23 protein-coding genes are annotated in these 24,870 nt (G+C 60.7%); 10 read left to right on the top strand and 13 right to left on the bottom strand.

Going from position 1 to position 24,870, the window contains the following annotated elements:
• Positions 1-10: 10 nt before the first annotated feature.
• A complete protein-coding gene (locus PM3016_RS01620; RefSeq protein ID WP_014368215.1) occupies positions 11-700 on the bottom strand; it encodes a GntR family transcriptional regulator in 690 nt (229 codons plus the stop codon).
• Between the two features lie 316 nt (positions 701-1,016).
• Between PM3016_RS01620 and PM3016_RS01615 the strand changes: the two genes are divergently transcribed.
• The gene (locus PM3016_RS01615; protein ID WP_014368214.1) at positions 1,017-1,514 is read left to right on the top strand and encodes a hypothetical protein; all 498 of its coding nucleotides are present in this window, start codon (positions 1,017-1,019) and stop codon (positions 1,512-1,514) included.
• A gap of 82 nt (positions 1,515-1,596) precedes the next feature.
• A complete protein-coding gene (locus PM3016_RS01610; protein WP_014368213.1) occupies positions 1,597-2,340 on the top strand; it encodes a metallophosphoesterase in 744 nt (247 codons plus the stop codon).
• Between the two features lie 110 nt (positions 2,341-2,450).
• Here the strand turns inward: PM3016_RS01610 and PM3016_RS38370 are convergent, their stop codons facing one another.
• The 3 genes from PM3016_RS38370 to PM3016_RS01600 all read right to left on the bottom strand — a co-directional run bounded on the left by PM3016_RS38370 (position 2,451) and on the right by PM3016_RS01600 (position 5,096).
• On the bottom strand, positions 2,451-2,612 hold the full coding sequence (locus PM3016_RS38370) for a hypothetical protein (protein ID WP_013914133.1): 162 nt from the start codon (positions 2,610-2,612) through the stop codon (positions 2,451-2,453).
• Between the two features lie 86 nt (positions 2,613-2,698).
• Entirely contained in the window at positions 2,699-3,532 is an 834-nt protein-coding gene (locus tag PM3016_RS01605; RefSeq protein ID WP_014368212.1) for a hypothetical protein, read from the bottom strand.
• A 247-nt stretch (positions 3,533-3,779) separates the two neighbouring features.
• Positions 3,780-5,096, bottom strand: a complete 1,317-nt coding sequence (locus tag PM3016_RS01600; protein WP_014368211.1) for a deoxyguanosinetriphosphate triphosphohydrolase family protein — start codon at positions 5,094-5,096, stop codon at positions 3,780-3,782.
• Positions 5,097-5,341: 245 nt separating this feature from the next.
• Here PM3016_RS01600 and PM3016_RS01595 point away from each other — a divergent pair, with 245 nt between their 5' ends.
• Positions 5,342-6,064, top strand: a complete 723-nt coding sequence (locus PM3016_RS01595) for a hypothetical protein (protein WP_014368210.1) — start codon at positions 5,342-5,344, stop codon at positions 6,062-6,064.
• Between the two features lie 606 nt (positions 6,065-6,670).
• Here PM3016_RS01595 and PM3016_RS01590 read toward each other — a convergent pair.
• From PM3016_RS01590 to mgrA, 8 genes are all read right to left on the bottom strand, one after another.
• Positions 6,671-7,825 carry a mannitol-1-phosphate 5-dehydrogenase gene (locus PM3016_RS01590; RefSeq protein ID WP_014368209.1) on the bottom strand — a complete coding sequence of 385 codons (1,155 nt, stop codon included), beginning with the start codon at positions 7,823-7,825 and terminating at the stop codon, positions 6,671-6,673.
• Positions 7,822-8,259 carry a PTS mannitol transporter subunit IIA gene (locus PM3016_RS01585; RefSeq protein ID WP_014368208.1) on the bottom strand — a complete coding sequence of 146 codons (438 nt, stop codon included), beginning with the start codon at positions 8,257-8,259 and terminating at the stop codon, positions 7,822-7,824. Before PM3016_RS01585 ends, PM3016_RS01590 begins: the two co-directional genes overlap by 4 nt.
• Positions 8,256-10,316, bottom strand: coding sequence for a BglG family transcription antiterminator (locus PM3016_RS01580; protein WP_014368207.1), 2,061 nt, complete (start codon positions 10,314-10,316; stop codon positions 8,256-8,258). Before PM3016_RS01580 ends, PM3016_RS01585 begins: the two co-directional genes overlap by 4 nt.
• Before the next feature lie 81 nt (positions 10,317-10,397).
• Positions 10,398-11,864 carry a PTS mannitol transporter subunit IIBC gene (locus PM3016_RS01575; protein WP_014368206.1) on the bottom strand — a complete coding sequence of 489 codons (1,467 nt, stop codon included), beginning with the start codon at positions 11,862-11,864 and terminating at the stop codon, positions 10,398-10,400.
• A gap of 169 nt (positions 11,865-12,033) precedes the next feature.
• Complete coding sequence (locus tag PM3016_RS01570) at positions 12,034-13,989, bottom strand: LTA synthase family protein (RefSeq protein WP_013914124.1); 1,956 nt, start codon at positions 13,987-13,989, stop codon at positions 12,034-12,036.
• Between the two features lie 490 nt (positions 13,990-14,479).
• The gene (locus tag PM3016_RS01565; protein WP_014368205.1) at positions 14,480-15,064 is read right to left on the bottom strand and encodes a TetR/AcrR family transcriptional regulator; all 585 of its coding nucleotides are present in this window, start codon (positions 15,062-15,064) and stop codon (positions 14,480-14,482) included.
• Positions 15,065-15,082: 18 nt separating this feature from the next.
• On the bottom strand, positions 15,083-15,787 hold the full coding sequence (locus PM3016_RS01560; protein ID WP_014368204.1) for an MBL fold metallo-hydrolase: 705 nt from the start codon (positions 15,785-15,787) through the stop codon (positions 15,083-15,085).
• Positions 15,788-15,968: 181 nt separating this feature from the next.
• The gene (gene mgrA, locus PM3016_RS01555) at positions 15,969-16,961 is read right to left on the bottom strand and encodes an L-glyceraldehyde 3-phosphate reductase (protein WP_014368202.1); all 993 of its coding nucleotides are present in this window, start codon (positions 16,959-16,961) and stop codon (positions 15,969-15,971) included.
• A gap of 237 nt (positions 16,962-17,198) precedes the next feature.
• On the opposite strand from mgrA, the gene PM3016_RS01550 reads away from it, so the two are divergent.
• From PM3016_RS01550 to PM3016_RS01520, 7 genes are all read left to right on the top strand, one after another.
• Positions 17,199-18,047: an AraC family transcriptional regulator gene (locus tag PM3016_RS01550; RefSeq protein ID WP_014368201.1), complete on the top strand. Its 849-nt coding sequence runs from the start codon at positions 17,199-17,201 to the stop codon at positions 18,045-18,047.
• Positions 18,048-18,932: 885 nt separating this feature from the next.
• Positions 18,933-19,244 (top strand): autorepressor SdpR family transcription factor, encoded by a 312-nt coding sequence (locus PM3016_RS01545; protein ID WP_049819018.1) that lies wholly within the window; start codon positions 18,933-18,935, stop codon positions 19,242-19,244.
• Entirely contained in the window at positions 19,241-19,861 is a 621-nt protein-coding gene (locus tag PM3016_RS01540; RefSeq protein WP_013914117.1) for an SdpI family protein, read from the top strand. The genes PM3016_RS01545 and PM3016_RS01540 overlap by 4 nt, the downstream gene beginning before the upstream one ends.
• On the top strand, positions 19,858-20,631 hold the full coding sequence (locus PM3016_RS01535) for a CPBP family intramembrane glutamic endopeptidase (RefSeq protein WP_014368200.1): 774 nt from the start codon (positions 19,858-19,860) through the stop codon (positions 20,629-20,631). Before PM3016_RS01540 ends, PM3016_RS01535 begins: the two co-directional genes overlap by 4 nt.
• Before the next feature lie 108 nt (positions 20,632-20,739).
• Positions 20,740-23,181 (top strand): YcdB/YcdC domain-containing protein, encoded by a 2,442-nt coding sequence (locus PM3016_RS01530; protein WP_014368199.1) that lies wholly within the window; start codon positions 20,740-20,742, stop codon positions 23,179-23,181.
• Positions 23,182-23,267: 86 nt separating this feature from the next.
• The gene (locus PM3016_RS01525) at positions 23,268-23,459 is read left to right on the top strand and encodes a hypothetical protein (RefSeq protein WP_014368198.1); all 192 of its coding nucleotides are present in this window, start codon (positions 23,268-23,270) and stop codon (positions 23,457-23,459) included.
• A gap of 122 nt (positions 23,460-23,581) precedes the next feature.
• Entirely contained in the window at positions 23,582-23,761 is a 180-nt protein-coding gene (locus tag PM3016_RS01520) for a hypothetical protein (RefSeq protein WP_013914113.1), read from the top strand.
• 21 nt (positions 23,762-23,782) lie between these two features.
• On the opposite strand, the gene PM3016_RS01515 is transcribed toward PM3016_RS01520, so the two are convergent.
• Positions 23,783-24,601, bottom strand: a complete 819-nt coding sequence (locus tag PM3016_RS01515) for a serine/threonine protein kinase (protein WP_014368197.1) — start codon at positions 24,599-24,601, stop codon at positions 23,783-23,785.
• Positions 24,602-24,870 lie beyond the last annotated feature (269 nt).

The raw sequence follows: 24,870 nt of genomic DNA, 5'->3' as shown, positions 1-24,870 counted from the left end.
AAATAAGGGGTTACCGCCTCACCGTATGCCGCATCCCGGATTTGAAAATTTCCGTCAATGACAGGGACTGGTTGCCCGCCTGATCAAAACGCAGAGCCTCCTCCATCTCTCTCAGGTGAGCCAGCATAGCCCTCTCGGCCTTCTCCGCATCACCCGAACGGATGTAATCGAGGATCGTCCGGTGATCCTGGCAGCACTTCGTTTTTTGCTCTCCATAGAGGGCAATGATTACATAAGTTAACGAGACCAGTTCCTCGAGGAATCGGCTGTAATACGAGCTGCCTGAGAATCCGGCCAGTTTCAGGTGGAAATCCCCGGTGATCTGAATCGCCCCGAAAATATCCCCTTTGCCCTGGGCTTCCCGTTCGTCTTCCAGCAGCTTCTCCAGCTGACCGTACTGCTCCTCCGTCAAGAGTTTGCATACCTTGTGGATCACAGCGGACTCCAGGACACGCCGCATGTCGAACACTTCCCTGGCCTCTTGAATGGTGGGACAGGAGACAAAGGCTCCCTTGTAGGGGATTATCGTCACGAGCTTCTCGCTGGCCAGCCTGCGGACGACATTGCGCACCGGGGTCCGGCTGACGCCGAAGGATTCGGCCACCACTTCCTCCACCAGCTGCGTATTGGGGCGCAGCTTCTGCTCGATGATCGCCTGCTTGATCGCTTTGTAGATTTCGGTTTCTTGTTCCGGAGCCATGGGTCCTTTTCTCCTTCCGCTAACCTTCGTTCGGCCCGCCTTTACAACCCGATCATATGCCAGTGTCCAGATTGCGTCAATATTGTTAACATGGTTTTACCGAATAATTGTAACGGCGCACAAATGGGAAGTTGTTTTTATAGCATCAGACAGAAACCAAACACTAATATTACATAAACATGCCGCGAAATTTCTTGTATATTCCCCCAAAGTGAGTTTGAATCTCTTTTATAGCAAAAGAAGGGGGTCCGTTTCGGATCGCAGACATGATATAGTAAATGGAAGGAAATCTCATTCATGAAGCGAGGACTGCAAGATGACCCGAAGACGACTGACATGGACCGCACTCTCCCTCGGGCTGTACGGTCTGCTCACCCTCGGCGCCGGCCTGCTTGCGGCAGAGGCAGACCCCGCTGACCAGGGAAGTCTCTATCCCATGGCCGCCAACCTGCTCACCGGCCCCCAATTCCTGGTGAAGGGGCTGCTCGGCGAAGGGAACATCATCACCTACCGCTTCAACCTGCTCCCGTTCCTGCTCGGGGGTCTGGTCTGGCTTCTGCTGACGTTCCTGACGCTTCGGCGGCTTGAGCGGAAGCCGGATGCCCACGGCTTGATGGGACTTGGCTTCACCCTTGCCGGGGTGGAGATCGTCCTGGCCCTGCTGACCGTCGGCTTCGTCATGACGGTCCCCTCCCTGTTCGAGCCCTTCCTGCGGCTCGCCGGGGGACTGCTGATCTGGGGCCTGTTCGGCCTCCTGCTCATCGGCATCGGCCTCATCCGGTATGTGCAGGAGCTCAGCGGCTCCCGCGGGTAAGCAAGCACTGCCAGTGCCGCGCCAAGTGCGCAGCCAAATTCATCATGATGCAGACTGCGGTCTGCGGCCAGGAGGAAACCCTATGACAAGAACCCTTGTGATCAGCGATATTCACGGCTGTATTACGGAGCTGCAGGCGCTGCTGCGGCAGATGGCCTACCGCCCGGATGCCGACCGTCTGCTCCTGCTCGGCGATTATGTAGACCGCGGGCCGGACAGCCGGGCCGTGGTCGAAGAAGTGATGCGCCTGGTCCGCGGCGGTGCGGAAGCGCTGCGCGGCAACCACGATCAGCGCTTCGTCGACCTGATGCTCGGCCGCCCTGAGCACGCGGACAAGTTCGTGAAGCACGGCGGCCTGCAGACGCTGCAGAGCTACGGGATCACGGAGCTCCCGGAGGGCCCCGCGGATCCCCTGCTGGCCGAGAAGCTCGGAGCCGCGGCGGAGGCGGTGCGCTCCCGCTTCGGGGACCACCTCGCCTTCCTCGACAGCCTGCCTCATTATGCCGAAGATGACCGCCATATCTACGCGCACGCCGGACTGCATCCGCAGTATACGCCGTGGCACGAGCAGCCCCTGCGCGAGTTCCTGCTCGTCCGGGAGGATTTCCTGCCTCATCCGGTGACGGCGGACCGGACCGTCGTCTTCGGCCACACGAAGACAGTCGATATCCACGGCACCCCGGAGGTCTGGTTCGCCGGCGACAAGATCGGCATCGACGGCGGCTGCCCGTTCGGCTTCCGGCTGAATGGCCTGGAGATCATGGAGTCCGGCGCATACGCCGTGCATCATGTGCTCTCCTCCTGCCGCTGGGTGCTGAAGGACTAATTCATTCTTATATTTTTGCCGGCCTACCATAAAGAAGACGCCATACCTCGGGACCGCTGCCCAAGACATGGCGTCTTTTTGCTGCCATTCAACATGTAGATGCTCTTCGGCTACTGCTCATCCAGAAGACCGGCGGTCTCCTGGGAAGCCATCTGCTTCTGGGCGGCGGCCACCGGATTGCGTTCGTGCTGGTATTCACGGCTTTCGCTGAAGGAGTCTCCTGCGGGTTCGGACTGCGCTGTCCGCTCCCGGCTGTCATTCGTTTCTGGCATCGTACTTCCCTCCCTTTGGGCTATGGGCTAGTGTCTGCAGAGAGAGTGCCCGTTATGCCCACCTGAGGAGGAATCCCCCATCTACCTTACGAATAGATCGCTGTCCGGGTACCGATGCGCGATACGATCAGCCCGTGTGAACGCATGGGAAGCTGCGGCAAATATGACGGCAGCTGTCCGGTGCCCGCCGCTTCGAACAGCGCCAGGAAGTTCGGGTACGTAGCCTCGTCCAGCAGGTAAGCGGATACGGTACTGCCGGGCAGCCGGTGCCGGTTCAGCTTCCGGATGAACATATCGACATCCCCGATCCCCACGCCGTGACCAAAATAGCGGTCCCCCCGCAGTTTCACGATATTCTCTCCCTGCCACTCGATCGCCTTGGGGTCCACGTCCGGGTTCTTCACATACTGGACGTCGCCCGGATAAACCTCCCCCTTGCCGTATACCGTGATAAGATGCAGCAGGGAATCATGGTTCCAGGACATCAGGAAGAGATAACGGAACAGCCGGTCGAAGGCCTCCTCCCCGATTGTCTCCAGCACCGCCTTGTACAGCACGATAATGACGGCGGTCGCGCACTCAAACGCGTAAGCCTTGCCGTTGATATAGATATCCCGGATCGCTTCGGATGTGCGCACCCCCGGCTTCTGCCGGAAGCCGCCTCCTTCCGTGCGGATCCAGTAGGCTTCGCTGCACCGCGAATCCTTGAACGATTCGAACTCCGCATCGCTCTTCTGAAGCTGGACGGCAGCCTCCACGATCGCCGACCTCAGTTTCAGCTCGAACAGCAGCGCCGCCAGCGACGGGTAATGAAACGCGTTCGGACTGCCGTGCTTCTGCTCATAAATCTCCCGCTCGAGCGGGGGCAGCATCTGCACCGCCGCACTGACGCTAAAGCTGCTCTCCGGCAGCACGATCATGCTTGTTCCCTCCTCTGCCATGCCGGGAACCGCTCCGTATGCCTCTCCTTCGCCTCTTCGGGATTTGCCGGTGTGGGAAGGATCAAAGGACCGTTGTGCCTCCTCTGCCAATCAGGATATATCCACAAAAAGGAGCGGTCCGGCGCCAGCCGATTCCGCTCCTTGATTATATGCGGGGAATGCCCCTGTACAGACCCGTTTTTGAACCCTTTTGTGCTGCAGCCCTTGGGTTTCTTTCGCCCGCAGGTCAGTCCATCTCATAGATTGAGCCCGATTTGCTCGCAAACAGCTCCGCATAGACCTTCTCCGCGTAAGCATCGGTCATGCCCGAGATGTAATCGGCAATAAACCGCGGCCATGTCCACTTGCCCTGATGCGCCTTGTAGTTGTCAATCCAGTCCGGCGGAATGATCATCCTGCCCTGCTCGGGCACCTTGAAGCTGTCCCACAGCCGCTTGATCATGATCTCGCTGCGCTTCTGCAGCCGCTGCACACGGAAGTCCTTGATCAGCGTCACCCAGGCGAGCTTCTTCAGAATCTCCATCGTCCGCAGGAGCTCCAGATCCTGCTGTCCGTCGCGGACGAAGGTGACCTTCTTCCAGCCCCGGGCCGTATCGTCGATGATTCCTACCCGCCCGGCGAAGGTGCTCACCCAGCGGGCCTTCATCTCCCGGCGAGTCCGGGACGACTCCCGCCCGCACTGCTCATAGATCTCTTCCCACTGCGCCAGGTAGTCCTCCAGCACCCGCCTAACCATGCCTTCGATATCGACCGATTCCCAGCCGACTTCGAGATTCCCCTGGTCGTCGACGATCTCCTGCACAAGATGCTCGATAAGACGCTCACTCTCGAAGAAGGTGCGGTTCATCCCGATCTTCCCGGCCCGTATGCCGTCTTCGATATCATGGGTGGAATAGGCGATATCGTCGCAAAGGTCCATGAGCTGCGCTTCGAGCGTCGAACAGCCCGTGGGCATATTCCACTTGCGCCGCAGCTCCGAGATGCCCTCCCACTCCATGCCGTAGCACCCTTTGAGCCGCCCGGGGGCTTCAATACAGTACGGATATTTATTGATCGCAAGCAGTACGGCAGCCGTCAGGTCCAGGCCGCTGTCGCTGCCCGCCCGCTTCTCGAGGAACATCAGAATCCGGAAGTTCTGGGCGTTGCCCTCATACTTCATGCCGTGCTCCTTGGCCAGCAGCCGGTCCAGCACTTCCTCGCCCTTGTGCCCGAACGGGGGATGCCCCAGATCGTGGGCCAGCGAGGCGCACTCGACCACCGCAGGGTCCAGGATCAGGCCCGGATGCTCCCGCCGGCCCAGGAAGGGATACAGCTTGCCCATCCGTCGCGCCGTCTCGCGGGCAATCTGCGACACCTCCAGCGAGTGAGTCAGCCGGGTGCGGTAATAGTCGCCCGAGCCTGCGCCGAACACCTGCGACTTGCCCTGCAGCCGCCGGAACGCAGGCGACTGGATCAGCCTCGCATAATCGCGCTCGTACTCGTCGCGCTCCTCACTGAACGTGCCTGACGACGGTTCATCCAACCGAAGCTTCCGTAAATCCATACGCTCTTCCCCCTCGCTGCCGAGCTTAAGATGTCATTTTTGTTTACATGTGGATCACATAATGTTCTGGACATTGTATCATACTCCTTCCCGGGATGAAAAGTGAGCATGGATTTCGGGCGGTTATTCACCGGATTCAATGTGATGAATGAACCTGATGGGCAGCCCCCGCGTCTACAACGTATAGCAAGCAAGCCGGCCCGTGCCCGTGCTGCCCTCACTCACTCCCCAGAGGAGCCCTGCCCATGTTCGTCACCTGCCGAAGCTTCCTTCTGCTGTCCCTGGCCCTGCTTCTGCCGATGCCCGGCTGCGCTTCCAGGGTATCCCCCGCTCCCTCAGCCCCGGAGCCGGCAATCATTACGCTTCAAGTCTCCGCTCTGGCGTTGAACCGGATCCCCGTCGATCCGCCCGCTCCTCTTCCCGCCGTCACGCCCATTGAGCCTTATGCCATCATCGCGAACAGAGCCCTCAGGGAGGACGTCATCGAGCTGCGCATAGCCGGGAATTCAGCCGATGCGGTGACCTCGTTCCTCCGCCGCGGTGACCGACTCTATGAGATTGGCGCCGCCGGATATCTTCCACTGGTCGATCCGGGGATAATCGGAATCCGGGAGGTATACGCCTTCTTCCGCAAGCTGATCAAGATCAGCGGCTTCTGCGGGGCGAACTGCCCGGTCACCTTCTATGTGGATCCGACCCCTGAGACTCCGGTCCTCTTCCTGCGGATTGACGCCCATGGCGTGGAGGCGGACGCGGATGGTAACGGAACCATAGATGTCATCGGGACTGCAGGAACTGCAGCCGAGAGCACCTTGTATACCCTGGAGGAAGACACGCTGGCCGCCTCCTCCTTGAATCGGCTGCTCGGGGCGGTCTCGGTCCGGTATGACGAAGCGGGCAGGTTCTTTTGGGCGGAGCGGCCTGGCGGCCCTGCCCGGATTAGGATTACCGATCATCCTATACATTGATTCCCATGGGCAGCAGCGCGGGGGCAAACGTCGGCATCGCGAACGAACGACAGGCCACGCTTCGTGCATTCTTTGTGCAGATCATAGGCCAATAGCGGACATAGAGGGCCACCCTGCGGCGCACCCTTTTCCGCTTGGTCCAACGCTCCTTCCGCCATCATTCCTGCGATCAGTTAGCCGCGAATTTGTTCATCCTCATCCACGGCTGGCCGCTATCACCAAAAAGGCCAGCCGATCACGGCTGGCCTTAATTATGGACGAATCCAAGCACAAAGCATGGAGCATGCCGCTAACCGTGCTCCCCGCAAGAATGCAGGTGCGGCCTAATGGGCTAAACTCTGAAATAAAGGAACTAGGATGCCTTATCCGACTATTTCCCGTTATTTCCCAAGCAATAGCGGAACTCTGATGCTTTATTGCTTTCCAATTGCCCCGACAGACGTCCTATGCATCGAAATAACGAACCTCAGTTCCCTTATTCTCAATGAGGCTTCGCTTTCGGAGGACATAACGAATCGGAGTTCCGCTATTTTCATTACAGTCCAATCCTCAAGCTTTCGTTGTACCTGCCGAAGCAGCGACCTCTAACTGCGCGTTAAGCGCAGCTTACGCCAGCTCCCGGCTGAGCGCCTCGTACTGCTCGACGATGATCGCGTGCACCGGATGGTCCGCCGCAAGGGAAGTGAACCGGCTGACCGCGGCGGACAAGCCGTGCTCCTCCAGCTCTGCCCGGATCTGCTGCACTTCCGGGTCATCCTCCGCCCGGAACTTCAGCGCGGCCGCCATGGCCCGGGCCAGCGCCGCGGGACGGACGTCCATGTCATGCAGCCCCAGCGCCGGACGGACCAGACGGTCATTCGGCGAGAGCTTGCGGACCGGGGAGCGGCCGACCCGGGCGACCTCATCGGTCAGATGCGGGTTGCGGAAGCGCTCCATCGTCTTCTCGATGTAAGCCTGGTGCTCCCCCGCATCGAAGCCGTGCTTCGCCGTGAGCAGCCGGCCCGTCTCGCCGAGTACGGCGCGCACTTCGGCCGCGATGCGCTCATCGGCCATGCTCTCCTGGATCGTCGATTTGCCGTGCAGGAAGCCCATGTAAGCGGCGCAGCAGTGGCCGGTGTTGACCGTGAACAGCTTCCGCTCGATGTAGGGCTCGAGTCCGTCGGCGTAATGCACACCCGGGATCTCCGGAAGACCCGGGATCGTCTGCGAACGGTCCACGACCCACTCGTAGAACGGCTCCACGGTTACGTGAAGCGGGTCCTCGTGATGCTGCAGCGGCACGATCCGGTCGACCGCCGCATTCGGGAAAGCGAGCCGGCCCTCGGCCAGCCGCTGCTCCTCTTCGCTCAGATAGCCGAAGACATGCGCCTGGAGCTGCGCACTGCCGCCGATCGCATTCTCGCAGGCGATCAGGTGCTGCGGGCCGCCTCCGGCCTGCAGGCGGAGCTTCACGCCCTTCGCAATGCCTTCGGCGATATGCTTCAGGATATTGACGCCGACCGCCGTGGTGACGAGGTCCGCCCCGGCCACCGCTTCCGCGACCCGGTCCGTGTCTCCGCCATGCAGCGCGGTTACACCCGTCACGTGGTAGGTCTCCCGCCCGTCACTGGCCAGGGAGACCGTGTATTCGCCTCTGTGCTGCAGCTCGGACACCAGCATCTCATTGACGTCTACGAAACACACCTCATAGCCGGCGCGGGACAGCAGCAGCCCGATGAAGCCGCGGCCGATGTTCCCCGCCCCAAAATGGACCGCCTTCATTCGCCCATCCCTTCCTCGAAGATCCGGATGATCTCCTCCTTGGAGGACGCCTTCAGGATCTGCTCCATGTTCGCTTCGTCCGAGCAGATCATTGCCACGTTGGTCAGAATGCCGAGATGGTCGCTGCCCGCAGCCGCGATGCCGATGACCAGATGTGCCGGCTCGTCGCCGCCGAAGTCCACGCCATCCGGGAAGAGGACGATGGACAATCCGGCCGAAGAGATCATTTCCTTGGAATCCTTGGTGCCGTGGGGAATGGCCAGGCCGCCGCCCATGTAGGTCGACAGCGCCTCTTCCCTCTCCAGCATTTTCTCGATATAGCCCGGGGCGGCGTGGCCGGCATCGACCAGCAGCTGCCCGGCTATGCGGATCGCTTCCGTTTTGTCCTGGGCCTTGGCGTTCAGCAGCACTTTATTCGGTGACAGTATGCTCATCGTATGATTCTCCTCTTATCCGTTTTATAAATACTCTCAAAAAATTCCGTCAGCTTCGTCGACAATTCCAGGCGAATCTCTTCCTCGCTCCCCTGCTTCAGAAGCTCAACGAATTCCGCATCCAGCAGGAACGAGCTGATCTCGCTGAGCACCTCGAGGCTCTCCTTGGACAGCTCCCGGGGACCGAGCATGAGCAGCAGGTGCTTCACACCGGCCCCTTCGCCGGATTTCAGCGGGAGCTCCTCCTGCAGGGTGAACAGCGTGAAGGAAGGCGTCCCGATCTGCCCGCTCCTCGTGTGGAACAGCGCAATGCCTGTATCGGGAATCACCTGGCTGCTCATCTTCTGTCTCTCCAGCAGAAGCTCCACCACCGCAGGCAGATCGGTGATCTCCGCCCGCTGTCTCACACGCCCGCAGGCCTCCTCCAGGATCCCGCGCAGCCCGCCGCGAGCCTCCAGCGGTCCATGCACCCGGAATTGGTCGACGATCGACACGATTTCATTCAGGTAAGCCTGCAGACGGTGCAGACGCTCCAGCGATTCGGCCGGAGGACTCCCCACACCGCCGCGGCCGGGGCCCCGCTGCAGGGTGACCTCCCGGATGAACCGGCGCAGACGCTCCGATTCCTCTGTGGTCAGGAGCGGGCTGAGCTTAATGTAGCGGTGCTCTTCCAGCGGAAGATCCACTGTCGAGATGATAAGGTCATACTCCTCCTCCGGAATCCGGACCGCTTCGTACCAGGAAGCATGACTGATGATCTCCACCTGCGGCAGCTCCTTGTTGAGGCGGATGGCGAGCATCTTGGAGGAGCCGATGCCGCTCGTACAGACGATGATCGCCCTCACGCTCCGCCGCAGCGACTTCAGCCGCTCCAGCGAGGCGCCGAAATGCATCACGAGGAAGCCGATCTCCTCATCCGGGATCGGCAGACCCGGCAGGACGGTATCCGCCGCTTCCCGGATCTGCACGAACAGGCGGTCATAGTCCCGCCGGATCTGGGAGAGCAGCGGGTTGCGGATCTGAAAGCCCTCGCGGATGCGCGGCAGGGCCGACTCCAGATGGCTGGTCAGCCCCTCGAGCAGCTGCCGGTCTTCGCCGAAGCCTGCCTGCAGCTCCGCCTCGAGGGCCGAGACCAGCCGCTTCGCCAGGTCCATGGAGCCGGGATTCGCTTCCGGCACCAGCCCGTGGCGGTCCGGGGTGTCCGCCAGCTGCAGGAGCCCGGCCAGATAGCGGACCTCCTCCGGCGGCAGACCGCCGAGGGCCGGGGACAGCTCCTCGGCCAGCTTCAGCAGGTGCTCCGGGAGCTGCTGTTCCTGCCGGACCTCACGGATCTGCCGGCCCTCCCGGATTCGCCCGAGCATGACCGACATTCGGATGAGCAGGCGCGCGTATTCGTGCTCTGCTAGCAGCTTCAGCCACAAGCGGTCGGCCGCCCACAGCGCATCCTCCGCCGCCTTCAGATGCGGCCTGCCGATCAGCTCGAGCAGCCGGCGCTTCACCGGCTCCCGGGCCAGGTCCTCCGGGCGCCCGAACAGGTCCGCCTCATCGAGGTGCTGCATCGCCAGCAGGGAGAGCATGCTGCGCAGGCCATCCTCCTCCCCGGTCAGCTCCACCCCGTATCCCCTGCGGCGGACCAAGGTCAGCCCGCTCCGCGCAAGCCAGCCCTCGAGTTCGTCCAGGTCATTCGTAACCGTAGGCACGGTCACCTTCAGGCTGTGGGCCAGTGCGAACAGCTTCACGGGTTCTTCGGCCTGAAGCAGCATGAACAGGATCAGGGCCTTCCGGTCCTCGGCGGTATAATCCTCGGGGACCGCTTCGAACAGCCGCCGGTGGAGCGCCTCCAGCTCTTCTCCGGGAGCCTGAAGCAGCAGGCCCTTCCCCGCTTTTTTCAGCAGCTCCACCCCGTACTCCGCGAGCACGGCCTCCAGCTCATCCAGCTCCCGGTGAACCGTTCGCGTGCTCACTTTGATTTCCTCCGCAATCTCGCCGGCGGTGATGCCGTCGCTGCGGAGCAGCAGCAGTTGTATGATCTGTCGTTGTCTCGTAGAGACACGCATGGCGTCATCCTTCCTCAGTCAGGGACAGGCCGGTGCGTGGGGAAGATCCCCGGCAGCCGGCCTCCCGCCCGAAGCCTGCGGCTAGGCGAGCCGCTTCGTCAGCTCGTCGTATTCCGGGCTTTTCATGAAATTATCGATCGAAATGTGCTCCGCCTTCGGCGCCTGAGCCTTGGCCCGGTCCGTCAGCGACCGGTGGGTGATGACAATGTCCGCATCCCCCGGAATCTCACTGATCGCCGTGTTGATCACCGTGACGTCGGCACCGGCGTCCTTCAGCTTCTTTCTCAGAATCGAGGCGCCCATGGCGCTCGAACCCATACCCGCATCGCAGGAGAATACGATCTTGCGTACGTCTTCCTTGGCCTTGCGGGACACCTCAGGAGCCGCCGCCGCTTCGGATGCCGCTGCAGCCTCTGCAGCAGGTACGGCTGCCGCCGGCTGGGTGCCCTTCATTTCTTTCATGCGGGCCGCCGCCTGCTCCAGGCTCTCTTCCTGCTCTTCCTGCTTCGTGGTCTTGAGCAGCAGCGCCGCCACAGCGAAGGAAGCCGCCGCACCGGTCAGCACCCCGCTGAACACCGGCAGGAGACCGCCCTTCGGCGCCATGGCCATGAAGGCGAAGATACTGCCCGGCGATGGAGGAGCGACAAGCCCGGCATGGAACAGGCCGAAGGTGAAGGTGCCTGTAATGCCGCCTGCGATGACCGCGAGGATCAGGCGAGGGTTCATCAGAATGTAAGGGAAATAGATCTCATGAATACCGCCGAAGAAATGGATGATCACCGCTCCCGGCGCGGACTGCTTGACGCTCCCGCGGCCGACGAGCCAGTAAGCCAGCAGAATCCCGAGGCCCGGGCCTGGATTCGATTCGAGCATGAACAGCATCGACTGGCCGGTCTTGGCCGCCTGATCGAGTGCGATCGGGCTCAGGACGCCGTGGTTGATCGCGTTGTTCAGGAAGAGAATCTTGGCCGGCTCGATCAGCACGTTGGCCAGAGGCAGCAGCCCCGCATTGACCAGACCCTGCACACCGGACGCCAGTGCCTTGCTGAACACCTGCACGACCGGACCGACGAACAGGTAAGCGATCACGGCCAGCAGAGCGCCGATGATGCCGGCGGAGAAGTTGTTGACGAGCATCTCGAAGCCGGAACGGATCCTGCCTTCCACCGCCCGGTCGAACTGCTTCAGGACCCAGGCCGCGAAGGGGCCGACGATCATCGCCCCGAGGAACATCGGGATATCCGTGCCGATGATCACCCCCATGGTGGTCACCGCCCCGATTACGCCGCCGCGCGCCCCGTGAATCATCGTACCCCCCGTATACCCGATGAGGATCGGGAGCAGGTAGGTGATCATCGGTCCGACGAGCTTCGCCAGATCCTCGTTCGGGAACCAGCCTGTCGGGATGAACAGGGCCGTGATCAGCCCCCATGCGATGAATGCGCCGATATTCGGCATCACCATGCCGCTCAAAAAGCGGCCAAACCGCTGTACCTTCACTCGAATGCCGCCACCGGCAGAAGCCGGCTGTGTTGCTGTTGTACTCATTAGGATACCCCCCGGTTGTAAGTCTTGATCTTAGGTGCAGCAGCAGTGGCTGTAGAGCTATACTAAGGCAAAAGCGCTTTCAGCATCAATGAAAGGAAAACCCGGTTTCGTCATCAACATTGTTGACAAGTTTTTTGTTCTTCAACAAACGCAAAAAAACGGACAGCCCTTAAGGGGCTGCCCGTTCGCTTGCGGCGTAAGCCGTGTCCTCTCCCGGAACCGGCCCTTCATGGCGGGTCAGTCCGTGAGACTCCGTATATTTGGCAAGATACTGCTTGCCGAACATCTCGTCATATTGAAGCTCGCGGTATTTCTCCACGTCTTCCTCGGCCGATGGCGGCACCTTCGTGTGCAGTCCCTGATTCGAGTCCACCACAAGGGACCGCAGCAGCCCCGGCGTCTTCTTCGCCAGCTCCACATTATAGGCCCAAGCCGCCGGTATCGGCAGGTCCAGCTGGTCCAGCACGTACGCGCTCAGGAAGGAATTGCTGAGCACCGGCACTTCTTCCTTCGGCAGGTCGGTATTGGACCACATCACGAACGGAACGCTGTGCATGCGCTTCTGTTCCTCAAGCGACCACTGCTCGGCCTTGCCGGTGTGAATGAAGTTCGACTGGACATAGACGTCGTAATCGTACCCCATCATCGGCAGGTGATCGCCGAAGAATACGATGACCGTAGGCTCCCCCGACTTCTCCAGCGAGTCGATGAGCAGCTGAAGGCTGCGGTCGGCGTCACGGATGCCCTGCGTATAGGTCTGCAGCACATCGCGGGCGCTGTCGGTCAGCTCGCCTTCCACCGAAATCTCCGTTTCCCCATATCTTTTGTCGTCATAGGGGCCGTGATTCTGCATCGTCACCGCGTAGATGAACGTCGGTTCCTCGTTGGTGTCGATCTCCTTCAGGATGCTGCGCGACACCTCGTCGTCCGAAATGAACGCCCCCTTGTACTCGGGACTCGTCATCCCCTCCTTGCTCAGGAAGCTGTCAAAGCCCATATGCTTGTACACCTGCTCCCGGTTCCAGAACCAGCCCTCGTAGGAATGAATCGCCGCACTGCGGTAGCCCTGCCCCTTGAAGTAGCTGGCCATGCTCATGATCGGCTTCGAGATATACTGCTGGTACGGCACCGAACCGGCTGGAAGGAAGCTCATCGACTGGCCTGTGAGCACCTCGAATTCCACGTTGCTTGTGCCTCCGCCGAACTGAGGCGACAGGAGATAGCCTGACGTCGATTCCTCCTGCAGGCGGTGGACGGTCGGAAGCGGATCCTCGCTGAACTTGACGCCGGGCAGCAGCGTAGGGTCCCAGAACGCTTCGTTCATGATAAAGACCACGTTGGGTTTCTCGCCCGCAGCGGCTTTCGCTTTGGAAGCGCCTACCAATTCATTGAGACGTTCGGCCATGGAAGCGATCGACATCTCACTGTAGCCCGGGGGCTTGGGGACAATCGTATTTTTGACATTCATGGTGAAGGCCAGGGAGAGACCGTTCGTCCCGTAGTTCTGTCCCTGGTTCCATACGATCTCATTGGCTCCGGCTGCGCTCATCACCTTGAGTGTCCAGGGCGACTGCACACCGAAGGAATGGAGAATGAACAGGCTCATGAGCGCCAGAGACAGACGCGTAACGGGACGCGGACGAAGCCGCGGCACCCACCGCGAGAGCAGGAAGATCAGGATCACGGTGCCGAATACCGCCCCGAGCCGGACCATCGCCGCCTTCGAGGTAACGAGCGGCAGAATGTTCATGCTTTCTTTGTTGAGGAAAATGTCCCATGGAAAAAAGGGCTCGCCGATCAGCTTCTGCTTGAAGTACGAGATCATCGAGACGAGCATAAGCAGCAGTGTGCTGACCCCTACCGCCGGCAGCAGGCTGCCGATGAGGCTGTAGAGCAGACTGAAGACCAGGAAGGTCATGACCGCGTTAAGCGCGAACAGGTAGCGGTTGCCGGAGATCCACGTCCAGGTGTCCTCCCAGCTGCCCCGCTGAATGAATTCCATGCCAAAGACCAAGAGAACCGGTACGATCAACAGTGCCGACAGAATGACACCGTTTCTTCCCGCGCGGGCAAGCTTCGATCGTGATGACTTTGGCTGTCCTTTGGTGTCCAAAGAACGACGCATCGTTTCTCACACTCCTTATCTTCCCGCGTTTCTGGCACAGCCGGTTCCGGTGCCCCTCGCACCTCCGGCTGCTTTCTCTCTATGCGGATATTGCAATGGTTTTAAGTTATTGTAAATGAGAAATGTGAAAATAACATGAAAATAAATGTAAATGGGGGAAATTGGTTCTTTCGGCAGGTTCCCGGAGCCTATCTATCGACAAAAAAAAACAGGATCGGAAAGCAGTAAAATCCCGTACTCTCCTTTTACCCTCATTTACACATTCTTAAAACTTCAAAAGTGTGTCAAATTTGTGACACTGGGTAGACCATGGATGAGCAGTGAAAACCAAACAAAATAAACGGCTTCCCCGTCCTGTAAGGACTTTACGCGTTTATGAAACGGATCAGATGACCGACACGAGCTTAAGCGAGTGCTACTTACTGATACGTCAAAAAAACGAAGGGACGCCGTGTCCCTTCGTCTGTGTTCGTGTACGTCCTTCCCCGCTTTAAGGTCCCGCTTCCGCCGCTTGAACCGATTGCTCCAATCCCGCCAAATAGGTCCTGAGCAGCAGATCCAGGCTCTTGTTGTTGTCCAGGCTCATCCCGAATCCGCCCCGCATCTCCAGCGTCGCAAAGCCGTGCAGCAGGCTGCGCAGCCCCCGGACCGTGTGCAGGGCGTCTTCCCGCTCCAGGCCGTAGGCATCCAGCACCTGCAGCAGCAGATGCAGCAGGGCATCTCCGGCCGCTTCGACTTCCGCATCCATGACATCGGGAGCCCGCATAATGCCCTCGTACAGGCCGGGGTGCCGGCGCGCGAACTCCACATAAGCGAGTCCCGTCGCATGGACGGCCCTGCTCCCCGCCTTGCCGGCCACCGCTTCGGCCAGCCTGTGGCGGAGCTGCACCAGCCCGTAGACCGCAAGCTCCTTCCGCAGCCCCGGCAGGCCGGAGATGTGGTTATACAGCGACGGCGTCTTGACCCCCAGCTCAGCCGCAAGTGCGGCGAGGGTCACGCCTTCATATCCTTCGCGGTCAGCGAGTGCTGCCGCAGCCTGAAGGACGCTGCCGCTGTCCAGTCCTGCTCTTCCCATCTCTCTTCAGCTCCTCTCTTACCGTGCCGCAGCTGCGGCTTGTATCGCCCGGTCCATCGCGGCCAGCGGCTGCTTCAGCATCCGTCCATGGCCTACCGCGAGCACCGACGGCTTCAGGTCCCGGAGGCGGCGGGCACTCTCCACCGCGGCTTCTTTATTCCAGGTGGCGAAGGCCGGGAAGGGAAACCAGGGCACGAGCCTGCCGGATACCGCGACCCCTCCGCGTGTCTGGAAGGCATCGCCTGCGATCAGCGCCCCGCTCCGCGTATCGAGGAACGCCATCGAGCCCGGCGTATGGCCCGGAACAGAGACGGCCTGCAGCGAGCCGATCCGGTCCCCGTCGGCCAGCGTGATGTCCGCGCGGGTCTGCACCCCCTTGGGGACACCGCCGCGGATCGGCATCTGCGGCTCGCCCGGGTCCAGCGTGCGGTCACCCCCGAGCAGCCGGGCATCCCGCGCGGAGATCAGGACCTTCGCATCCGGCAGGGCGGCGTGCAGCGCATCGAGCGCACCGACATGATCGTCATGCGCGTGCGTCAGTACAATCCGGGTGATCGGCTTGCCGATACGCTCCGCCGCGGCCAGAATCCCCTTGGCGCTCATCGGCAGAGCCGCGTCGATCAGCGTCAGCTCCGCCTCTTCCTCCACCAGGTAACAGTTCACAGGGAACCATACCGGAAAGAATGTAATCCCGTGCAGCCCATCGATGCGCTCCATACGCATACGCCATCGCCTCCGTTTGATTAACTAATGATGTTAGTATAATAACTAATATGATTAGTTTTGGCAATAGGCTTCCCGCATAGATTTTCCATTCCCGTTAGTTCCCCCGGCATGTCAATACAAAGGCAAAAGGCCGTGAGCCGCAGCATTCTGCGGCCTCCGGCCCCGTATGAAAGCAATACTATCCCTGCAGGATCCGTTCGATCCGCTCCAGCTCTTCGCCGCTGAACTCCAGATTCGCTACCGCTCCTACCGCGTCTTCGATCTGGCTGACCTTGCTCGCGCCGATCAGCGCCGAAGTGACCCGGCCGCCGCGCAGCACCCAGGCGAGCGCCATCTGCGACAGCTTCTGCCCTCGCTCCTGGGCAATGGCGTTCAGCTCCCGGACCTTGCCGAGCACGCTGTCCGTCAGCTCCTCCGGACGCAGGAAGACGCTCGGCCCCGCCGCGCGGGAGTCGCTTGGAATCCCATTCAGATAGCGGTCGGTTAGAATGCCCTTGTGCAGCGGGGAGAACGCAATACTGCCTACGCCTTCCTCCTCCAGCACATCGAGCAGCCCGTCTTCCACCCAGCGGTTCAGCATCGAGTAGCTCGGCTGGTGGATCAGGCACGGCGTGCCGAGACGGCGCAGGATGCCGATCGCCTCCTTCGCCTCTTCGGGGCGGTAGTTCGAGATCCCGACATACAGCGCCTTGCCTTGGCGCACGACCAGATCGAGAGCGGACATCGTCTCCTCGAGCGGCGTATTCGGGTCCGGACGGTGATGGTAGAAGATGTCCACATAGTCGAGGCCCATCCGCTTCAGGCTCTGGTCCAGGCTCGAGATGAGATACTTCTTGGAGCCCCACTCGCCGTAAGGTCCCGGCCACATGTAATAACCGGCCTTGGTCGAGATGATGATCTCATCGCGGTATGGTGCAAGGTCCTGCTCCAAAATCTTCCCGAAGTTCTCTTCGGCCGATCCGGGAGGCGGACCGTAGTTGTTCGCAAGGTCGAAGTGGGTGATCCCGAGGTCGAAGGCCCGACGCACCATCGCGCGGCCGTTCTCATACGTATCGATCCCTCCGAAATTATGCCACAGGCCAAGCGAGATGGCCGGCAGCCGCAGACCGCTGCGGCCCGAGCGGTTGTACTTCATGGATTCATAGCGGTTCGATTCGGCCAGGTACGTCATGGTATCCCATCCTTTATTCTTCATAGTGGTTGGCTGTTCGATCTGTGATTGGCTTGCATCTTGGCTCAAAAGGACCCCGGCGCATTCCCGCAGCTCCGGACCGGCTTCTTAGTCCGGGCAGCCGCTCTCCCCCCATTGTACCTCTCTTCATTCCTCAGGCATATGTCAGCACGTCAGCGAAATATAGTATAATGTCACCATGATTTCAGGCAGTCTCAAGTGAGGACGAGTGTTGCGATGCCATCCAGCAAACGAACGTATACCCCCGCTCCTTCCGCCGTCCCCGGCATGGAGCTCAAATTATATTACTGCGGCGCGGAGGACTGTACTCCCGGACACTCCTGGGGCCCGGGGCTCAAGGATCATTACAAAATCCACCTGGTCCGCCGCGGCCGGGGAATCTTCCGCCGGGGCGGACGGACCTATGCCGTCACGGCCGGCCAAGGCTTCCTGATCCGGCCTCAGGATGTGGCTTACTACGAAGCGGATGCGGACGAGCCCTGGAGCTATGCATGGGCCGCCTTCAACGGACTGCAGGCGGACAGCTTCCTGAGCCGGGCGGGGCTCGGTCCCGAATCGCCGGTATTCACCTGCTCCGATGAGGAGAGCGGCGGGCTCTGGCGGCTCATCGAGGAGATGATCGGGGCCGGCAGCCGGCCGGCCTCCCGGGACCTCCGGCTCCTGTCATCGCTGTATGCGCTGCTCGGCGGGCTGGTCGACCGGGCGGAGAACGCCCGGAACACCGTTCTCCCGGGAGGCGGCAGCCCGGCGGGAGAAGGCTATGTAGCCCGGGCGGTCGCCTTCATCGAGACCAACTACTCCCGCAGCATGACCGTGGAGGAGCTCGCCGCCGAGCTCGGCCTGGACCGCAAGTATGCGGCCCGGCTCTTCAAGGAAGCGCTCGGCGTTCCGCCGCGGCAGTTCCTGCTCCAGTACCGGATGGAGCAGGCCGGTCTGCTGCTGCGGCGCGAGAGCCTGTCGGTCGCGGAGGTCGCCCACTCGGTCGGCTACCGCGATCCCCTTCTCTTCTCGCGGATGTTCAAGAAAGTCAAGGGCTGCTCGCCTCAGGCCTACCGGAACAGGTGAATATGGAGAACCTCCCGCACCTCCCTGCATGCCGCTGCCTCCGGTGGATACCGGCTGCCCGTTCACGGTCAGCCGCATCGTTACCGAGAAGTTCCTAAGAAAAACGCCTGTTGCCGTCCTTAAGATCTCTGCGGGCCAATCCTACGCTGGTCACTCTCTACTCCACCCTGAAATTTTATAAATTCAGACCGTTCTTCAACCTGATCTGGCAGGATCCCTGCCTCACCGTGGTCCATACGGGGACAGGGTGCGGGGAGTACACCTGCCGGACGAATGGTTTCAGCTAGAGTCGCTTGCAAGGGACTGCCTCGATCCACATCCTGCAGTTGGAGCCGGAAGGTGTGCGGTCCGTTTTTTGGTGACCGATCGTTTCCGAAGGACTCGCCAACGTTCGTTTAAAAATAGCGGAAGCGAGGTATCTTATTGAGATATTTCCCGCCATTTCCCGAAAAATAGCGGAACTCAAATGCCTTATAAAGGGAATACGGGCCTGAAAACCGCACCCATCCCTACAATAACGCATCTGAGTTCCTTTATTTCTGGTGGGAACCATCAAAAAGTGGAAATAACGCACCACACTTCCGCTATTTTCATAAACGGACTTGGCCTCCAGTAGAATCAAGCGCTTAAGATCGCAGGATCGACCCCAGGCGAGATATAGATTCTTAGATTTTGTATAAAACCTCCGACCACCGGCCTGGGGGGGTGTGCGTTATCGGAGCTCCGTCCCCGGTCCAGCAGACCCGGCCGGATCAAGCCTGAGTCCTCATGAGCCCTTGACGCCGGCATCCCCTTGTGGTTTACTTGAATTAAACATTTAGATAATTTTCTAAATATATAATCAATCAACAGACCACCATGCTCCACAGAAAGAGGTGAACCATCCTGGCGCTCAATCATACCTTCAAGGCCCTGTCGGACCCGACCCGGCGGCAAATCCTCGATCTGCTCAAGGAACGCGACATGACCGCCGGCGAGATCGCCGACAAGTTCGACATGTCGAAGCCGAGCATCTCCCACCATCTGAACCTGCTCAAGCAGGCGGAGCTTGTCTGGGACGAGCGCAGGGGGCAGCACATCGTCTATTCGCTGAACCTGACCGTGTTTCAGGAACTCATGAAATGGCTGCTCGCCTTCCCTCTGCCCGCAGAGGAACGGACAGCCCCAGCCTCCAAGGAAAGGAAGGATCCTACATGAAACATTATTTGCCCAGCCTTACCCTGTTCATTCTTGCCGTCGCCCTGAGCTTCTATGCCTATCCGTACATGCCCGACCAGATGGCGGTTCATTTCCGCTTCGACGGCACACCGGACGGCTTCATGACCAAATTCTGGGCACTGGCCACAGCGCCTTTATTCATGCTTCTGCTGATGGCGGCAGCCCTGCTGGTCCCCGTGAACCCGTCCGACGCCCGCACCTTGTCCGCCCAGACCCTCGTACGCGAGACCTCCATCGGCCTCCTGTTCGGCGCCCATATCGCGATCATCCTGTACGCCGTGGGCTATGAGTTCGACATGGCCAAGTATGTCACCATCCTCATGGGCATCGTCTTCCTGATCCTGGGCAACTATATGCCGCGCTTTCAGCCGAACCGGTATATCGGAATCCGGACGCCCTGGACTCTGGCGAGCGAAGAGAATTGGCGCCGCACCCACCGCACGGCCGGGAAAATCTGGTTCATCGGCGGCCTGCTCATGCTGGCCTGCCTGCTGCTTCCGGAAGGCACCACCGCCTTCGGCTTCCTGTTCGTCCTCATCGCCGTCATGGGGCTTACCCTCGCCGTCACTTTTTATCACTCCCGGGGGCGCGCATGAGACAGAACCTGCCTCTGACGCTCCTCCTGACCCTCCTTGGCACGATCGGGGCGGCCGCCATCCTGCCGTATCAGCTCGCCCTGCTCGGCGGGAAACTGCCCGACACCGGCGGTCTTCCTCTTCCCGCCGCGCTCGCTTTGGGCGTGGTCCAGCAGGCCGTCCTCCTCTTCATCCTCACCGCCGCCGCTCTCAAGCTGCAGGAGCGGACACTCCTGGACCTGCCGTACCTGCGGGCATGGGTCTCCCGGACACCCCAGCCGCCCGTCTCCCGGTCCTGGATGGCCATCGGCATCGCAGGCAGCCTGATCGGCTGTCTCCTCATTGCGCTGCTCGATGCGTACGTGTTCACCCCGGCCATTGAGGCGCCCCAAGCGGATCCGATTCCCCGTCCCGCCTGGTGGCAGGGCCTGCTCGCCATGTTCTACGGAGGCATCACGGAGGAGCTCCTGCTGCGTCTTTTTGCAATGACCCTGATCGTATGGCTGCTCTCCAAGATTACAGGCCGGACCGGGGCACGAATTCCCTCCGGGTACTTCTGGTGCGCCATTCTCCTCTCGACCCTGCTGTTCGGCATCGGACATCTGCCCGCGGCGGCCGGTCTGTACGGGACGCTGAACGGAGTGATCGTCGCCCGCATCCTCATCCTGAACGGACTGCTCGGGATCTGGTTCGGCTACCTGTACTGGAAAAAAGGATTGGAATACGCCATGGTTTCCCATATGTCTGCCGACCTGTGTCTTCATGTGGTTTTTGCATCTATTTCTTCCTGAAATTGGGCCTCTGGATTCATGATTTTTCTTGAACCTCTGCAACCTTCCGGGGATCGGCCGCGTTTAGTGCGTAGCAACCTATTCCACCGATACGGAGAGGATCCACTTATGCAAAAGCCATTCTTCAAGCCTTGGGGTATCGCCGGCCTCACCACCGCCCTTCTGCTGACGTCCGCCTCCCCCCTGGCGGCCATGACCCCCGATGCGGCGTCCAAACAAACATCAGCCGTCCTTCTGCCGGCCGCCGGACCGTCGGCACCGGCCAAGGAAGCGCTGCCAGCCGCAAGCGACGCTCCCGTGAATACGGCAGTCTCCCGGGAGCGCGCCATTGAGCTTGCCGGCACCTACGTCACCATTCCTACCGACTACAAGCTCCAGAGCGTCAATTACCAAGTCACCCCGTTCTCCGGCGGCAGCGCCCGCGGCGCCTGGCATCTGTCCTTCGTGAAGCAGGACGCCAAGGGATATTATGGCAGCATCAGCGTCACGGTAGATTCCAATAACGGCGGGCTGCTCTCCTACCAGATCTATGACGGCGATCCGGACCGCAAGCCTTCCTTCCCTCCGCAGGTGTCCCTGGACAAAGCCAAGACGATCGCCGAGGCCCACCTGGCCAAGATGCTTCCGAAGGAGCAGAGCCAGCTGACTTATGCGCTTGAGGACGAAAAGAATTTCCGCAAGCCGCTCAGCGGGGAAACCCAATATCCCCTGCGCTGGGTCCGCAGCGTGAACGGCATTCCTTTTTATGGCAATGAAGTGCGCATCACGGTGGACGGCGACGGCCGGATTATCTCTTACTCCAAGCAGTGGGACGAATCGCTTGCGTTCGCACCGTCCGGCACGCCTGTTGCAGCTGACAAGGCCGCGGACACGCTTCAGGAGGCGACGAACCCGCGTCTGCAGTACGTTACGCCTTATAATGCCGAAAGCGGCGCGCAGCAGCTCTACGTTGCTTACACCGCGGACCCGCTGATGGTGGATGCCGCCACAGGCGAAGTCCTGACCCTCTCCGGCGGCAAGCCTGCTCCTGCCGTGAAGCCCGTGCCTTTGAGCGACAAGCCGCTCGCCGAGCTTCCGTCCGCTCCGCTCAAGCTCACCAAGGAACAGGCGGTGGAGCGCATCACAGGGAAATTCACTCTTCCGAAGGAAGCGAAGCTCGAGGACGCCTCGTACCGGGAGTACACCGATCCCCGGACGAACCGGACGACATCGGCCTGGGATCTACGTTGGTCCGTTGGCGGGTCGCCCGAGAACGGCGGCACGATGATCTATGCCTCCGTCGACAGCTCCACCGGCGTGATTCTCGCTTTCTCGCCGAACGATTTCCGGCCGCTGGCCGCCTCGACGGACACAGCTGGAGCAGATCTTACCTCCGACGAGCTGAAGAGCCGCGCGGAGAAGCATCTGCGGGAGATTCTGCCGGCATATGTGCACGAGCTCTATCTCGATCCGCAGAACGAAGCCTCACCGGAGTGGACATCGAAGCTGGCCTCCATGCCGTATTACCCGGTGAACTACCGGCGCATCGTCGGCGGGATTCCGACGGAATATGAATCGGTCAGCCTCGGCCTCGACCGCAAGACAGGCGAGATCAAGGAGTTCCACTCCAATCTCTCCACGATCCCTTACCCGGCGGAGCCGCGGAAGGTCATCGCGGAAGATGAAGCACGGAAGCTGCTCCTCGGCCAATATGACATCAAGCTGCAGTACGTTATCGATTACAAGGGCAAGCCTTCCCCGTACGGGTATGATGGTGCAGGCGGCATGCCGGTGGAGAAATACAACGTGATGGCCGCCGCCGGCGAGATCGCCCCTACGGGCGGCGAGAAGCTGCAGACCCGGCTGGTCTACGGCCTTGTGCCGAAGTTCACCGAACGCGAGCAGCAATTGTTCCTGGACGGGGAATCCGGCAAGTGGCGCAGCCGCGAGAGCGGCCGCACGGTCGATCCGTTCGCCGCGCCTCCTGCGGACATTGCCGGCCACTGGGCCGAGGAAGCGCTGAATCTCATGATCGATTACGGCGCCCTCGAAGTCACGGACGGCAAGGTCCAGCCGGACGGACTCATCACCCGCGGCGAGATGGTGAAGATGCTGCTCGCGGCCGTGAACGGCGGCTACATGCCGCTCTCCGCCGGAGCCTATGCCGAGCGTGCGGCCTCCTTCGCGGACGTGGCGAAGGACTCCAAGTACTTCGCTTACGTCGAGAACGCCGCCGACCGCGGCCTGATCGACCGGACCAGCGGCACGTTCCAGCCGGATGCCTCCCTCTCCCGCGCCGATCTGGCCGAGCTGCTCGTCCGCGCCATGGGCTACCGCAAGCTGGCGCAGACCGAAGGCCTCTTCGTCCTGCAGGCGACGGATCTCGAGAACGGTGCGGCCGCTAATCCCGGCGCTGTCGCGCTCGTGAACGGCCTCGGCATCATGACGCTCGAGGACGGCAAGTTCCGGCCGAAGACCGAGATGACCCGGGCACAGGCGGCCACAGCCTTCTACAAGTACCTGCAGGTGCGCGCCGAGCTGCAGGATTCGCCCGTGAACCCGCGCTGGTAATCCGGCGTCATCCCATCCGCTTGAACATCGAAGCCCCGACATCCCAAGACGTCGGGGCTTCCTTATTTTCCAAGGAGGGAATCACCATGACCAAACGCGGAGCCGGCGTCGCCTTCTGCGCCCTGTCGGCTTTCCTCACCGGTGTCTATGAGCTCTCGGCCGCCATCTACCCGGGAGGCACGCCCAGCGGCACCCTCACGTTCTGGAGCCGGACGGCTCTGATCGTGGGGATCATTTACCTGATCCTCTGCGAAATCCGGGAGTGGGATAAGGATTGAGGGGCAGCAATAAGGGGACCTCCACTCTTTACCTGAACCGATTCTCTGACTCTTTCCGAAACCTGCCGCGCTCTTCTGCGTAAAGTATCCCATAACAACCACTTGGGGAGGGATTCTACATTATGCTGAAACACCTGCTTCAAAAGATCCTGCACTCCGTCACCGGTTCCAAGCACAGCAACCGCCGCTACAGCAGTTCCCACCGCTTCAACCGTCCGATGCGCCGCGGCTCATCGTCCGACCGCTACGGTTCGGGATACGGCCAGCGCTACTATAAGAACAGACATGGCAGCTCCAGTTAATCATCCGTGCATAGAGCGCTCTCAGGGGGATGACCTCTGAAGAGCACCCAGCACCCGGTCCAGCTCAGCCATACAGATTACGGCATCCGCATAAGGCGGCTCCTCCTGCAGGAGCCGCCTTATCAGCGTCCGCGTCCCCTCCGACACCGTGAGCTCCTCCTCCCAGCCGGCCTCCGGGCTGTTCCAATCGGCCCGGTAGGTGGAATAGAGCAGGAAGAGCAGGAAGTGGCCTGCCGCATACAGATCGCTCTGCGCCTCCGGGGTACGGCGACGCCGCATCTCGTCATTCTCGAACGGCTCCTGTCCCTCCGTGTCGCCGATCCGGCGGGCGAGACCGAAGTCGATGAGATGAATATCACCGCCGCGCACCATCACATTCGGAATGCGGACATCCAGGTGCACGTAACCCTGTCCATGGACGAAGGCCACAATCTCGAGCAGCTCCCGCATGAATAACAGGGACACCTCTTCGGTGAACCTTCGCTCCTCCCGGAAGATCAGATCCTCGACCGTCTCCCCCGCGATATACTCGGTTACCAAACAAAGCCTGCCGCGCTCCTCGAAGGTGCCCCCGGCTGCCGGAATGCGGGGGTGCTGAAGCTTTTTCAGGATCTCATGCTCCCGCTGCAGCAGACGGCGGCCCAGCTCTTTTTTGCTCGGCTTCGCCATCTTCACGACCACCTCGGCCCCAGCCTCCCGGCTGTCCCGGCACAGGTACGTCAGCCCGTAGCTCCCCATACCCAGGAAGCGGACGATTTCGTACCGCCCGCCAAGCCGCCTGCCCTCACGCAGCGGATAATCGATCCACGAGGTATACACGTCCCTGAAATACTGCAGCATACCGCCGCCCCCTATCCTGACGCTCCACTAAAATGTTTATTCCTCCAGGAAATCATCTCTGCATTCAAATCATTTTCTGTCCTCATCTCATCGTACCAGAAGGAGACAAAGACATAAACTTCCCGCGAATCGACTTAAGCTGCCGGAATCGACTCTGGTCTCCATAGGATGTAATGAATGGGAAGACGCTCCCGCACCGCGAAGCGGCCGCTGTGCCCGTGCAGCAAGAAGGACACCGGCTGCATACCGGTGCCCTTCCTGTATTCCCT

The organism is Paenibacillus mucilaginosus 3016 (assembly GCF_000250655.1).
GTDB lineage: Bacteria > Bacillota > Bacilli > Paenibacillales > NBRC-103111 > Paenibacillus_G > Paenibacillus_G mucilaginosus.
Note: the sequence above shows the minus strand (reverse complement) of the source record. Positions and strands in the feature narration are given on the sequence as shown.